Below are 12,656 nucleotides of genomic sequence, written 5' to 3'. Positions count from 1 at the left end.
ACGTCCGGTGGAGGAGGACGCCGTCCCTACCAGCGGGTACGGCGCGTCCTGCCCGGCCGCACCCGCCCCGACACGCCCGGGGCCGCCGCCGCGGGCGGCGTCTCAGACGAGGTCGCGACGCGCCAGCCGGCGCCGCCGCCAGGCCGCGGGCGGCTCGCCCACCTCCCGGGTGAAGGCCGCGTAGAAGCTGCTCGTCGACCCGAAGCCGGCCCGGCGGGCGACGGCGTCGACGTCGGCGGTGGTGACCAGCAGCAGCCGCTGGGCCTCGGCGAGCCGGCAGCGCAGCAGGAACGCGCCGGGCGTGGTGCCGGTGACCGCGCGGAAGGCGGCGGTCGCCGTGGCCGGGTGCAGGTGCGCGGCCGCGGCGACCTCGGCGACGCCGACCGGCTCGCGGAACCGCGCCGCGACGAAGGCCGCCATCTGCGCCACCCGCCGGGCGTGCCGGTCACCGGCGGTCTCGGGCGCCGCGTCGTCGTCCCCGGCGTCGTCGTCGACCGGGACCGGGGCGGCGACCGAGAGTCGCTCCAGCAGCGCCCGCGCCTCCAGCCGGGCCGCCCGGGCCCGCGCGGGCACGCCACCGGCCAGGTCGGCCGCCCAGCCGGCGAACCGCGCGGCGTCCGCTGAGCGGCCGGGCAGCACCCGCCGCTCGCCGCGCAGCAGCGCCGCGGTCAGCCGGCCCTCGACGTCCCACTCGAGCGCGTCGGCCAGCGGCACGGTCAGCCACCGCACCGCCGCGCCGTCGGCGGCCGCGCTGACCCGGTGCGGCAGCGCGCCCCAGGCCACGACCAGCGTCCCGTCCTCCACCCGCACCCGCCGGCCGGCGTGCTCGTGCTCCACCCAGCCGCCCACGGCCAGCGCGAGCTCGACGTCGTCGTGCCGGTGCGCGCGGCGCATCACCGGCCGGGTGCTCAGCCGGCAGGCCAGGCCGTGCTCCTCGTGCACCGGGCCGGCGAGCAGGGTCTCGGCCGGGGACCCGGCGAGGATCCGGGAAGCACCGCCGTCCATGCCGGGAGTCTCCCGCGCCGGTGCGGCCGAGCATCGGGGGCATGACGCCGCTGTCCCTGACGCCCGAGCAGGTCGCCCGCTTCGACGCCGAGGGGTTCCTCGTCCTGCGGAACCGCGTCCCCGCCGACCTGCTCGCCCGGCTGCGCGCCGCCGCCGACCGGTGGACGGCGATGCCGCCGACCGGTGACCACCTGTTCTCCAACGGCGTGCTGTGGCGGGTGGACTACCTGCACGACAAGGGCGAGGACGCCTCGCTGGAGCTGCTCGGCAGCCCGGAGGTGCTCGGCATCGCCGAGTCGCTGGCCGGGCCGGACCTGGTGCCCACCTACGAGTCGCTGGTGGTCAAGGCCGAGGGCGCCGGCGCGCCCGTGCCCTGGCACCAGGACGCCGTCCACGCCCGGCGGCACCGGCTGTTCAACGTCGACGTCTACCTCGACGCCGCGCTGCCCGGGCAGGGCGCGCTGCGGGTGGTGCCCGGCTCCCAGCGGGCGCGCACCGACGCCTGCGGGCTGCGCGACGAGCACGGCTGGGACGTGCCCGGCGCGGTGGAGGTGCCGATGGCGCCGGGGGACGTGCTCGTCCACGACGACATGGTGGTGCACGGCTCGCCGCCCACCGCCGGCTCGCCGCTGCGGCGCACCGTCTACCTGGAGTTCCGGCCCGCCGCCTCGGTGGTGGAGGACGGTCCCTGGGACGGCGAGTGGCTGGCCGCGCGGATGCGGCTGCTGCCCGCCGCGCTGGCCGCGCACGCCGCCGCCCGGCCCACCGCGCCGCGGCACGACTGGCGGCCCTCGCCGCACCTGGTGCCCGGCGACGACGGCGTCGACCTGCGGGTGGCCCACGGCGTCCACACGCCGGGGGAGTGGTGCAGCGCCGGGTGACGCCGGCCCCCACGTCCCGTCGTCGACCCGGTGTCGTCTCCCGAGCGCACGAGGCAGCGCCAGGTCGACATCCGGCGCCCCCTGCCGTCGAGATGCGGGTGGGTGCGGTCACGAGGCAGCGGTGACCGCGCTGGGCCGCATCTCGCCGGCCGGGCGGCGCCGCCAGGGCACGGGCCAGGGGCACTCCCTGGCGCGACGGGCCCCGCCGGGGCACGACGGTGGTGCGCAGCCGCGGCGGACGAGGCTGCGCCGGACACCCCGGGAGGACCCCGATGGCCAGTGCCACCACGCCGGGGGAGCCGGTCGCCCCGCAGGACGACGGCGGGCGGCGGCGCGGACCCTGGGCCCGGCTGCGCGGGCGCGACGACGCCACCCCGCACCGCCCGGCGCCCTGGCGCGTCGAGGGCATGCCCGAGCAACCGGGCAGGACCGAGGGGCAGCGGCCGCGGTGGGGCGGCTTCTGGTGGCTGGTGCTCGCCGCGCTGGTCGTCAACTGGATCGTCGCCGCGGTGGTGATGGGACCGGCGCCGCGGGCCGAGGTCCCCTACACCTTCTTCACCGCCCAGGTCAGCGCCGGGAACGTCGCCTCGGTGACCTCGACCGACGAGACCATCGACGGCCGCTTCGAGGACGCCGTCGACCCGCCCGGACCGGAGGACTCGGCGGAGCGCTTCACCACGCAGCGACCCTCCTTCGCCACCGACGACCTGCTGTCGGCGCTGGAGGCGCAGAACGTCACCGTCGACGCGCGTCCCCCCGACGCCGGGCCGCCGCTGTGGGTGCAGGTGGTCGTTGGCTTCGGCCCGACGCTGCTGCTGGTCGGGCTGCTGCTGTGGTTCCTGCGGCGCCGCGCGGCCTCGGGCGCGGCCGGAGCGCTCGGCGGCTTCGGCCGGTCCCGGGCGACCCTCTACCGGCCCGACACCGGCCGGCGGACGACGTTCGCCGACGTCGCCGGCATCGACGAGGTCGAGCACGAGGTCAGCGAGATCGTCGACTTCCTGCGCGACCCCGGCCGCTACAGCCGCCTCGGGGCCCGCATCCCGCGCGGCGTGCTGCTGTCCGGCCCGCCCGGCACCGGCAAGACGCTGCTCGCCCGCGCCGTGGCCGGGGAGGCGGGGGTGCCGTTCTTCTCCATCTCGGCCTCGGAGTTCATCGAGGCGATCGTGGGGGTCGGCGCCAGCCGGGTGCGCGACCTGTTCACCCAGGCCAAGAAGGTGGCCCCGGCGATCGTGTTCATCGACGAGCTCGACGCCATCGGCCGGGCGCGCGGCGGCGCGGGCGTCACCGGCGGCGTCGACGAGCGCGAGCAGACGCTCAACCAGGTCCTCACCGAGATGGACGGCTTCCAGGGCAACGAGGGCGTCGTCGTGCTGGCCGCCACCAACCGCCCCGAGATCCTCGACCCCGCCCTGCTGCGGCCGGGCCGCTTCGACCGGCGGGTGACCGTCGGCGCCCCCGACCGCGCCGGGCGGCTGGCGATCCTGCGGGTGCACACCCGCGGGGTGCCGCTGGACCCCGACGTCGACCTCGCGGCGGTGGCCGCCGCGACGCCGGGCATGGTGGGCGCCGACCTGGCCAACCTCGTCAACGAGGCCGCGCTGCTGGCCGCCAAGCACCGCCGCGACAAGGTCACCGCCGCCGACCTCGGCGACGCGCTGGAGAAGACCGTCCTCGGCACCGTGCGCGGCATCGTGCTCTCCCCGGAGGAGAAGCTCAGCACCGCCTACCACGAGTCCGGGCACGCGCTGCTCGGCATGCTCACGCCGGGGGCCGACCCGGTGCGCCGGGTGACGATCATCCCGCGGGGGCAGGCGCTCGGGGTGACCGTGCAGACGCCGGAGGGCGACCGGTACGGCTACTCGGCGCAGTACCTGCGCGGCCGGATCGTCGGCGCACTCGGCGGGCGGGCCGCCGAGGAGGTCGTCTACGGCGACGTCACCACCGGCGCGGAGAACGACCTCGAGCAGGTCACCCGCATCGCCCGCCAGATGGTCGGCCGGTGGGGCATGTCCGCCGCGGTCGGCCCGGTCGCGGTGCTGCCGGCCTCCGGCGAGCAGCCCTTCGGCCTCGACGGCGTCGCCCCGGCGACCCGGGAACTCGTCGACGTCGAGGTCCGCCGGCTGGTCGAGGAGTGCTACGCCGAGGCGCTGGCCACCCTGCGCGGCCACCGCGAGCGCCTCGACCGGCTCGCGCACGTCCTCCTCGAGCGGGAGACGCTGGAGGCCGACGAGGCCTACGCCGCCGCGGGCCTTCCCCGGGCGACCACCCCGGAGACGACCGCGGCGGCGGCCCGGGGCGAGGCGCCGCCCGCGCCCCGCGCGCCGGGCCCGCCACCGGACGTCGCCGCCGCGCCGGCCCGCTGAGCGGCGGGCCGGCGCGCCCCGGTCAGTCCCGGGAGCGGCGGCGGAACGCCGACACCGCCAGCGGCGCGAACACCGCGGTGAGCAGCAGCGACCAGGCGATGGACACCGGGACGGCGTGCTGCAGCGGCCAGGCGGCGTCGGCCGGTGCCGGCAGCCCGTTGCCCCACAGGTCCCGGCAGGCCTGGGTGAGCGCCGAGACGGGGTTCCACTCGGCGATGGTGCGCAGCCACGCGGGCATGCTCTCCGTCGGGGCGAAGGTGTTGGCCACGAACGTCAGCGGGAACATGACGGTGAACATGAACCCCTGCACGGCCTCCACGGTCCGCATCAGCGAGCCGACCCAGATGCCGAGCCAGATCATCGCGAAGCCGAACAGCAGCAGCAGGCCGAACCCCAGGACGCCGTCGACGACGCCGTCGCGGATCCGCCAGCCGATGAGCAGCCCGGTCACCGCCATGACCGCGACGCCGATGCTGGAGTGGATCAGGCTGGACATGCTCCGCCCGACGAGCACCGCCGGCCGCGGCACCGGCAGCGACTTGAAGCGGTCGACGAACCCCTTCTGCAGGTCGTTGGTCAGCCCCATCGCCACGATGGCGGAGGAGAAGACCATCGTCTGCACCATGATCCCGGGCAGCAGGAACTCCCGGTAGTTCGAGCCCGCCACCGCGATCGCGCCGCCGAAGACGTAGGCGAACAGCAGCACGAACATCACCGACTGCACGGTGACGTCGAGCAGCATCTCCGGCATCCGCCGGATGTGGATCAGGTTGCGCCAGACGATCGTGGCCGACGCCCGCAGCAGCGACGGCGGGTCGATCTGCGGCCGGGTCGCGGCCCGGGGCGGGGACTGGGTGGCGGTCACGGCGCGGCTCCCTCGGTCGGGGTCCCGGTGGCGGTCTGCTCGGCGCCGGCCGACTCGGCGCGGTGCCCGGTCAGGTGCAGGAAGACGTCGTCGAGGCTGGGCCGGGCCAGCCCCAGGTCGTCGAGCTCGATCCCGCTGTGCTCGAAGACGGTGGCGATGCGGGTCATGTCGCCCAGCCCGCCGGCCTGCGCCGTCAGCCGGCGGCTGCCCGCCTCGACGTGCACCTCGGGGGAGTGGTCGCGCAGCAGCGCGGCGGCCGCGTCCAGGTCGGCCGCGGAGGTCAGGGTGACCACGACGCTGGCCTGCCCCGCCTGGTCCTTGAGCTGGGTCGGGGTGCCGGCGGCGATGACCCGGCCTCGGTCGACGACGACGATCTCGTCGGCGAGGTGGTCGGCCTCCTCCAGGTACTGGGTGGTGAGCACCAGCGTGGTGCCCTCCTGCACCAGCTCCCGGAGCACCTCCCACAGCCCCGACCGGCTCTGCGGGTCCAGGCCGGTGGTGGGCTCGTCGAGGAACAGGATCGGCGGCGCGGCGAGCAGGCTGACGGCGAGGTCGAGCCGGCGGCGCATGCCCCCCGAGTAGGACTTCGCCGGGCGGTCGGCGGCCGCGGCGAGGTCGAAGCGCTCCAGCAGCTCCTCCGACGCCCGCCGCACGTAGCCGCGGGACAGGCCGTAGAGGCTGCCGATCAGCCGCAGGTTCTCCCGGCCGGTGAGGATCTCGTCGACCGTCGCCGCCTGGCCGGTCAGGCCGATGCTGCGGCGGACCGCCTGGGGCTCGGCGACCACGTCGAACCCGGCCACCCGGCCGGTGCCGCTGGTGGGCACGCTCAGGGTGGTCAGCATCCGCACCAGCGTGGTCTTGCCCGCGCCGTTGGGGCCGAGCAGGCCGAGGACGGTGCCGGTGGGGACGACGAAGCTGACGCCGTCGACGGCGCGGTGGTCGCCGAAGTGCTTGGCCAGGTCGATCGCCTCGACCGCGGGGGAGCCGTTCACGCCGTCAGCATGCGACCTGCAGTGCACGTGAGGGCAACGCTTTTCCGCCCGCGCCGGTCGGCGCCGGTCAGCGACCCGTGCTGCACCCCAGCCGGTTGCGTGCAATGGTCGTGCCCGGACGGCCGGCTCCCCCTGGCGTGACCCCCCGCGCTCCCTCCTCCGGCCGGGCCCCGGACCGAGGTGGTGCCCCGTGGACGTGGTCGATCTCTCCCGTTTCCAGTTCGCCTCGACCAGCATCTTCCACTTCTTCTTCGTGTCGCTGACCGTCGGCCTGGCGTTCCTCATCGCGGTGATGGAGACGATCGCCTACCGCCGGTCGGACCGGCGCGAGGTGTACGGGAAGATGACCAACTTCTTCGGTCACCTGTTCCTCATCAACTTCGCCGTCGGCGTCGTGACCGGCATCGTGCAGGAGTTCCAGTTCGGGATGAACTGGAGCCGGTTCTCCTCCTTCGTCGGCAACATCTTCGGGGTCCCGCTGGCCCTCGAGGTGCTCATGGCGTTCTTCCTCGAGAGCACGTTCATCGGGCTGTGGTGGTTCGGCAAGGACCGGCTCCGGCCGTGGATGCGGCTGGGCAGCATCTGGCTGGTGGCGATCGGCACACAGATCAGCGCGTTCTGGATCGTGCTGGCCAACGCCTGGATGCACCACCCGGTCGGCTACGAGGTGGTCGACGGGCAGGCCCGGCTCACCGACTTCACCGCCGTCGTCCTCAACTACAAGGCCTGGCTGTACTTCGCCCACGTGCAGGGCAGCGCCTGGGTCGTCGCCGGCTTCCTGGTCCTCGGCGTCAGCGCGTACCACCTGCTGAAGCGGCAGGACTCCGACGTGTTCTCCCGGTCGCTGCGCATCGGGCTGGTCTTCGCCGCCATCGGCACCCTGTTCTCCGTCGTCAGCGGGCACACCGCCGCGCAGGTGTCCCGCGAGGACCAGCCGATGAAGTTCGCGGCGATGGAGGCACAGTGGGAGACCTCGGACTCGCCGGCGCCGTGGTCGCTGGTGGCGGTCATCGACCAGGAGAACCGGGAGAACACCTTCAGCCTGGAGATCCCCTACGTCGGCTCGATCCTGGCCTACAACAGCCTCGAGGGCCGCTACGAGGGTCTCAACCCGCTCAACGAGGAGTACCAGGAGCGCTACGGCGAGGGCGACTACATCCCGCCGGTGGCCTGGGTGTACTGGTCGTTCCGGATCATGGTCGCCATCGGGTCGCTGCTGCTGGCCACGGCGTTCCTCGGGCTGTTCCTGTGGTGGCGGCGCAAGCGCGGGCTGGACACCACCCGCTGGTACCTGCGGGCGCTGGTGCTGTTCATCCCGCTGCCCTGGATCGCCAACTTCACCGGCTGGATCGTCACCGAGATGGGCCGCCAGCCGTTCATGGTCTACGGCGAGCTCACCGTGACCGAGGGGGTGAGCGCGAACACCGCCGGGGAGGTCCTCGCCGGCCTGATCGGCCTGTGGGCGGTCTACCTCGCCCTCATCGGCCTCGACGTCTACCTGCTCACCGTGACCGCGCGGGCCGGCATCCACCGCAAGCCCGAGGCCCAGCTGGTCGCCGCGCCCGCGCCCGACTACGAGGGCGCCGGGTTCCAGGGGTACGAGAAGAGGGACTGACGGTGGACCTCGTCACGCTGTGGTTCTGGCTGATCGCGCTGACGTTCACCCTCTACTTCTTCCTGGAGGGCTTCGACTTCGGCGTGGACGTGCTGCGCCCGACGCTGGCTCGCACCGAGGCCGAGGAGCGCGCGCTCACCGGCACCATCGGCCCGTTCTGGGACGGCAACGAGGTCTGGGTGATCGCCGCCGCCGGGCTGATGTTCTCCACCTTCCCGGTCTGGTACGGCGCGGTGTTCAGCGGCATGTACCCGCTGTTCGTGCTCATCCTGCTGGCGCTGCTGCTGCGGGGGGTCTCCTTCGAGTACCGCAACCAGGTCGACAGCGAGCGGTGGCGCGCGCTCTGGGACTGGATGTCCTTCGGCGGCAGCGTCGTGCCGTCGTTCCTGTGGGGCGTGATCATGGCCAAGCTCATCGAGGGCCTGCCGGTCGATGCCGACGGCCGCGTCGAGGGCGGCTTCGCCGTGATGTTCACGCCGTTCTCCGTCGTCGGCGGCCTCACCACGCTGCTGCTGTTCGTGCTGCACGGCGCGAACTTCCTGCTGCTGCGGCTGCACACCGACACCGTGCTGTACCGGCGTGCCCGGAAGGCGGCGCTGCGCTGGGGGGCGCTGGCCACCGTGGCGATCGTGGCCTTCGTCGTCATGGGGTACGTGACCGAGGACCTGTTCGAGGACTTCGGCGTCGTGCCGTGGGCGTTCCCGATCGCCGCCTTCCTCACCCTGGCCAGCATCTGGCTGGCGCTGGTGCGCCGCCGTGACACCCTGGCGTTCACGATGAGCGGCCTGACCGTCCTGTTCGCCACCGTCACCGTGTTCATCGCGCTGTTCACCCGCGGCGAGGTGCTGCCCTCCACCCTGCGCGCGGAGTACGGGCTGACGCTGCAGGAGTCCGCCGCCCAGCACTACACGCTGGTGCTCATGACCTGGGTGGGCGCGGTCTTCCTGCCGCTGATCATCGGCTACCAGATCTGGAACTACTATGTCTTCCGGGAACGGGTGCGTCCCGACGAGGGCGCGCTCAGCCACGGCTACTGATGGACCGGGGACCGACGGGCCGCCTGCTGGCGCTGCCCGCCGCGCGCCGGCTGGTCGTGCTGTGCGGCCTGCTCGGCGTGCTGGTGTGGGCGCTGCTGGTGGTGCAGTGGGCGCTGGTCGCCGCCGTCGTCAGCGCGGTGGTCACCGGCGCGGCGACGCCGTCGGCGCTGTCGGGCGCCCTCGCCGGGGTGCTGGCCGCCTGGGCGCTGCGCGCGGGCCTGCTCGGCCTGCGCGACCGCGCCGCCGCGCGCACCTCCGCGCGGGTGCGCCGCGAGCTGCGGGAGGCCCTGCTCCGGACGCTGGTGTCCCTCGGTCCCGGGCACGCGGCCGGGGAGCGCGCCGGCGAGCTGGTCACCACGGTCACCGAGGGCGTCGGGAGGCTCGACGGCGTCCTGGGCCGCTACCTGCCCGGCGCGGCGACGGCGGCCGTCGTCCCCCCGCTGGTCGCCCTCACCGTGCTGGTCCTCGACCCGGCCAGCGGCGGCCTGCTGCTGCTGACCGGGCCGCTGGTGCTGGTCTTCCTGTGGCTGACCGGCACGCTCGCCGCGCGCTCGGCCCGCGCCTCCTGGGAGACCCTCGCCCAGCTCGGCGCGGTGCTGGTCGACACCCTGCGGGTGCTGCCCACCCTGGTTGCCTACGGCCGGGCCCGCGGCAGCGCCCGCTGGCTGACCGGGGTCAGCGAGGCCCACCGCCGCACCACGATGCGGGTGCTGCGCACCGCCTTCCTCTCCGGGTTCGTCCTCGAGCTCGGCGCCGTGCTGTGCACCGCGCTGGTGGCCGTCACCGTGGGCGTGCGGCTGTTCCAGGGCGGGCTGGAGCTCGAGCGGGCGCTGCTGGTGCTGCTGCTCACCCCGGAGTTCTTCGCGCCGCTGCGCGCCCTGGGCGCCGACCGGCACGCGAGCCTGGAGGGCCGCCCGGCCGCCGAGCGGGTGTTCGCCCTGCTCGACACCCCGCAGCCGGCCCGCGGCGGCCGCCCGGTGCCCGCCGGCGTCCCGCACGTCGAGCTGCGCGGCGTCACCGTGCGGTACGGCGAGCGGGCCGCCTTCGACGGCGTCGACCTCGACCTGCCGCCGCTGTCGCGGACCGCGCTGGTCGGGCCCAGCGGCGCGGGCAAGACCACCGCCGTCCGGCTGCTGCTGGGCTTCGCCGCCCCCGACGCCGGCGCCGTGCTCGTCGACGGCGTCCCGCTGGGCGACCTGGACCCCGACGGCTGGCGGGCGCGGGTGGCCTACGTGCCCGAGCGGCCGTTCCTCGCGCCGGGCACCGTCGCCGACAACGTGCGGCTGGGCCGCCCGGGCGCCACCGACGCCGAGGTCGAGCAGGCGCTGGCCCGCGCCGGCCTGCTCGACCTGGTCCGCCGGCTGCCGCAGGGCACCGCCACGCCGCTGGGCGAGGACGCCGCGCGGCTGTCCGGCGGCGAGCGGGTGCGGCTGGCGCTGGCCCGCGCGTTCGTCAAGGACGCCCCCCTCCTGGTGCTCGACGAGCCGACCGGCCAGCTCGACGCCGCCACCGAGGCGGAGGTGCTCGCCGCCCTCGACGACCTCGCACGCGGGCGCACCGTCCTCACCGTCACCCACCGGGCGGCGCCGCTGGCGCTGCACGAGCGGGTGGTGAGCCTGCAGGACGGGCGGCTGCGGGCGCCGGCGGTGCCGCGGTGAGGGAGACGCTGGCGCTGCTGCACGGGCCGCGGACCGCGCTCGCCGTCGTCCTCGGCGCGCTCACCGTGCTGTGCGGCGCGGCGCTGCTGGCCGTCTCCGGGGCGCTGATCACCGGCGCGGCGCAGCGGCCCTCGACCCTGCTGGTCCTCATGCCGCTGATCACCGGGGTCCGCCTGTTCGGCCTGTCGCGGGCCGCGCTGCGCTACACCGAGCGGCTGCTCACCCACGACGTCACGCTGCGGGCGGTCACCCGGGTGCGCGCCCGGGTGCTGGAGCGGCTGGTCCCGCTCGCCCCGGCCGCGCTCACCGGCGCCCGCGGCGGGCAGCTGCTGTCGCGGGTGCGCACCGACGTCGACGAGCTGCAGGGCGTCGTCGTCCGGCTGGTGGCCCCCTCCGGGGTCGCGCTCCTCGCCGGCGGGGTCGCGGTGGGCCTCACCGCCCTGGTCTCCCCGGCCACGGCCGCCGTCCTCGGCGCGCTGCTGGCCGTGCTGGGCGTCGCCGTCCCCGCGGCCGCCGCGCGGGCCGGGCGGCGGGCGGCGGTGGCCGCCGCCCGCGCCGACGCCGACGTCGCCGCCGACACCCTCGACCTGGTGCGCGGCCTGCCCGACCACCTCAGCGGTGACGGCGGCGCCACGGCGCTGCGCGCGCTCGGGGCGCACCTCGACCGGCAGGAGGAGGCGCAGCGGGCCGCGGCCCGGCTGACCGCGGTCACCACGCTCTGCCGGGAGGGCGTGCCGGGCCTGGGCCTGGTCGCGGCGCTGTGGCTGGTCGGCACCGACGTCGCCGCGGGCCGGACCGGTCCGCTGCTGCTGGCCGGCTGCGCCCTCGGCGTCCTCGGGGCCTTCGAGGCCGTCGGCGGCGTGGGCGCGGCCTGGAGCGCCGCCGGCGGGATCCGCGCGGCCGCCGGGCGGGTGCACGACCTGGCCACCGCGCGCCCGGCGGTCACCGACCCCGCCGAGCCGCTGCCGCTGCCCGCGGGCTCCGCGCTGCGGTTCGAGGGCGTCACGCTCACCCACCCCGGCGCGGTGCGCCCCGCGCTGCGCGGGCTCGACCTCGCCGTCCCCGACGGCGCCAAGGTGGCCCTCACCGGCGGCAGCGGAGCCGGCAAGAGCACCGTGCTCGCCCTCGCCCTGCGCGCCCGCGACCCCGACGCCGGCCGGGTCACCCTCGGCGGCACCGACCTGCGCCGGCTGCCGCTCGACGCCGTCCGGTCCCGCCTGGCCTGGAGCGCGCAGGCCCCGCAGGTGCTCGGCGCCACCCTGGCCGCCAACCTGCGCCTGGGCCGGCACGACGCGACCGACGACGAGCTGCGCGCCGTGCTCGCCGGCGTCGGCCTCGACGGCGTGGCGGCGACCCCGGGCCTCGACGGCTGGGTGGGGGAGGGCGGCGAGCGCCTCTCGGCCGGCGAGCGGGCCCGGGTCGGGCTGGCGCGGGCGCTGCTCTCCCGCGCCGACGTGCTGTTCCTCGACGAGCCCACCGCCCACCTCGACCCCGCGCTCACCGGGCGGGTCCTCGACCTCCTCGCCCGCGACCGGCGCACCGTGCTGCTCGTGACGCACGACCCCGGCGCCCTCGACGGCCGCTGGCAGGTCGTCCGCCTCGACGCGCCGGCCTGACCGGCTCCCCCCTGGTGCCGGCCGCGACCGCGGACCACCATGGCGGGATGGCGTTCGACGTCGACCGGCTGCTGCGCCTGTGGACCGACCCGTTCCCCGACGGGCCGGCCGCGGAGGAGGCCTTCCGCGCCGTCTACACCGACCCGGTCACCGTCAACGGGGCCACGCTGACCGCCGCCGACCTCGCCGCCCGGGCCCGGGCGGTGCAGGCGACCTTCGCCGACGCCGAGCGGGAGGTCGTGTCCGTCGTCGAGGACGGCGACCGGGTCGCGGTGGCCTTCCGGATGCGCGGGCGGCACGTGGGCACGCTCCACACCGCGGCGGGGCCGGTCGCGGCGACCGGCGGGCACCTGGAGCTGCGGGTGATCGACGTGCTCACCCTGCGCGGGGGCCGCATCGGCGAGGTGTTCATGGTCGCCGACGAACTCGGTGCGCTCGCCGCCGTCGGCGCGGTCCACCTGGCTCCGGCCGGCTGACCCCGGACCCGGCGACACGCCGGGCGCCCCGGCCGGACTCGCCGCCGGGGGCTTCCCCCACTGTGACCTGCACCTCTAGGTTCCGCCTGCCTCACCGCGCCGCGGCGCTGACCGCGGCCGGCTTCGACGACGAAGGAGGAACCTCCCG

The 12,656-nt window shown here is 76.0% G+C and carries 10 protein-coding genes; 7 read left to right on the top strand and 3 right to left on the bottom strand.

What is annotated here, in order from left to right; genetic code table 11:
- Window positions 1-102: 102 nt before the first annotated feature.
- Complete coding sequence (locus tag ACI8AD_RS17455; RefSeq protein ID WP_456871787.1) at window positions 103-1,005, bottom strand: AraC family transcriptional regulator; 903 nt, start codon at window positions 1,003-1,005, stop codon at window positions 103-105.
- 41 nt (window positions 1,006-1,046) lie between these two features.
- Here ACI8AD_RS17455 and ACI8AD_RS17450 point away from each other — a divergent pair, with 41 nt between their 5' ends.
- Together ACI8AD_RS17450 and ftsH are read left to right on the top strand one after the other, a co-directional pair.
- Window positions 1,047-1,886: a phytanoyl-CoA dioxygenase family protein gene (locus ACI8AD_RS17450; RefSeq protein WP_456871786.1), complete on the top strand. Its 840-nt coding sequence runs from the start codon at window positions 1,047-1,049 to the stop codon at window positions 1,884-1,886.
- A 272-nt stretch (window positions 1,887-2,158) separates the two neighbouring features.
- Window positions 2,159-4,249 carry an ATP-dependent zinc metalloprotease FtsH gene (gene ftsH, locus ACI8AD_RS17445; protein WP_456871785.1) on the top strand — a complete coding sequence of 697 codons (2,091 nt, stop codon included), beginning with the start codon at window positions 2,159-2,161 and terminating at the stop codon, window positions 4,247-4,249.
- A gap of 22 nt (window positions 4,250-4,271) precedes the next feature.
- Here the strand turns inward: ftsH and ACI8AD_RS17440 are convergent, their stop codons facing one another.
- On the bottom strand, window positions 4,272-5,114 hold the full coding sequence (locus ACI8AD_RS17440) for an ABC transporter permease (RefSeq protein ID WP_456871784.1): 843 nt from the start codon (window positions 5,112-5,114) through the stop codon (window positions 4,272-4,274).
- The gene (locus ACI8AD_RS17435; protein ID WP_456871783.1) at window positions 5,111-6,106 is read right to left on the bottom strand and encodes an ATP-binding cassette domain-containing protein; all 996 of its coding nucleotides are present in this window, start codon (window positions 6,104-6,106) and stop codon (window positions 5,111-5,113) included. Before ACI8AD_RS17435 ends, ACI8AD_RS17440 begins: the two co-directional genes overlap by 4 nt.
- A gap of 190 nt (window positions 6,107-6,296) precedes the next feature.
- Here ACI8AD_RS17435 and ACI8AD_RS17430 point away from each other — a divergent pair, with 190 nt between their 5' ends.
- From ACI8AD_RS17430 to ACI8AD_RS17410, 5 genes are read left to right on the top strand one after another with little or no spacing between them, the layout of a single operon-like run.
- A complete protein-coding gene (locus ACI8AD_RS17430; RefSeq protein ID WP_456871782.1) occupies window positions 6,297-7,721 on the top strand; it encodes a cytochrome ubiquinol oxidase subunit I in 1,425 nt (474 codons plus the stop codon).
- A 2-nt stretch (window positions 7,722-7,723) separates the two neighbouring features.
- Window positions 7,724-8,758 (top strand): cytochrome d ubiquinol oxidase subunit II, encoded by a 1,035-nt coding sequence (gene cydB / locus ACI8AD_RS17425; RefSeq protein ID WP_456871781.1) that lies wholly within the window; start codon window positions 7,724-7,726, stop codon window positions 8,756-8,758.
- A complete protein-coding gene (gene cydD / locus ACI8AD_RS17420) occupies window positions 8,758-10,416 on the top strand; it encodes a thiol reductant ABC exporter subunit CydD (protein WP_456871780.1) in 1,659 nt (552 codons plus the stop codon). The genes cydB and cydD overlap by 1 nt, the downstream gene beginning before the upstream one ends.
- Window positions 10,413-12,032 (top strand): thiol reductant ABC exporter subunit CydC, encoded by a 1,620-nt coding sequence (gene cydC, locus ACI8AD_RS17415; protein WP_456871779.1) that lies wholly within the window; start codon window positions 10,413-10,415, stop codon window positions 12,030-12,032. Before cydD ends, cydC begins: the two co-directional genes overlap by 4 nt.
- 47 nt (window positions 12,033-12,079) lie before the next feature.
- Entirely contained in the window at window positions 12,080-12,508 is a 429-nt protein-coding gene (locus ACI8AD_RS17410; protein WP_456871778.1) for an ester cyclase, read from the top strand.
- The last annotated feature ends 148 nt before the right edge of the window (window positions 12,509-12,656 follow it).

Source organism: Geodermatophilus sp. SYSU D00766, assembly GCF_054049915.1.
Note: the sequence above shows the minus strand (reverse complement) of the source record. Positions and strands in the feature narration are given on the sequence as shown.

Excerpts from the sequence above, each read along its gene's own strand:
- ACI8AD_RS17455 (WP_456871787.1), bottom strand. The coding sequence starts at position 1,005 with ATGGACGGCGGTGCTTCCCGGATCCTCGCCGGGTCCCCGGCCGAGACC.
- ACI8AD_RS17450 (WP_456871786.1), top strand. The coding sequence starts at position 1,047 with ATGACGCCGCTGTCCCTGACGCCCGAGCAGGTCGCCCGCTTCGACGCC.
- ftsH (WP_456871785.1), top strand. The coding sequence starts at position 2,159 with ATGGCCAGTGCCACCACGCCGGGGGAGCCGGTCGCCCCGCAGGACGAC.
- cydD (WP_456871780.1), top strand. The coding sequence starts at position 8,758 with ATGGACCGGGGACCGACGGGCCGCCTGCTGGCGCTGCCCGCCGCGCGC.
- ACI8AD_RS17410 (WP_456871778.1), top strand. The coding sequence starts at position 12,080 with ATGGCGTTCGACGTCGACCGGCTGCTGCGCCTGTGGACCGACCCGTTC.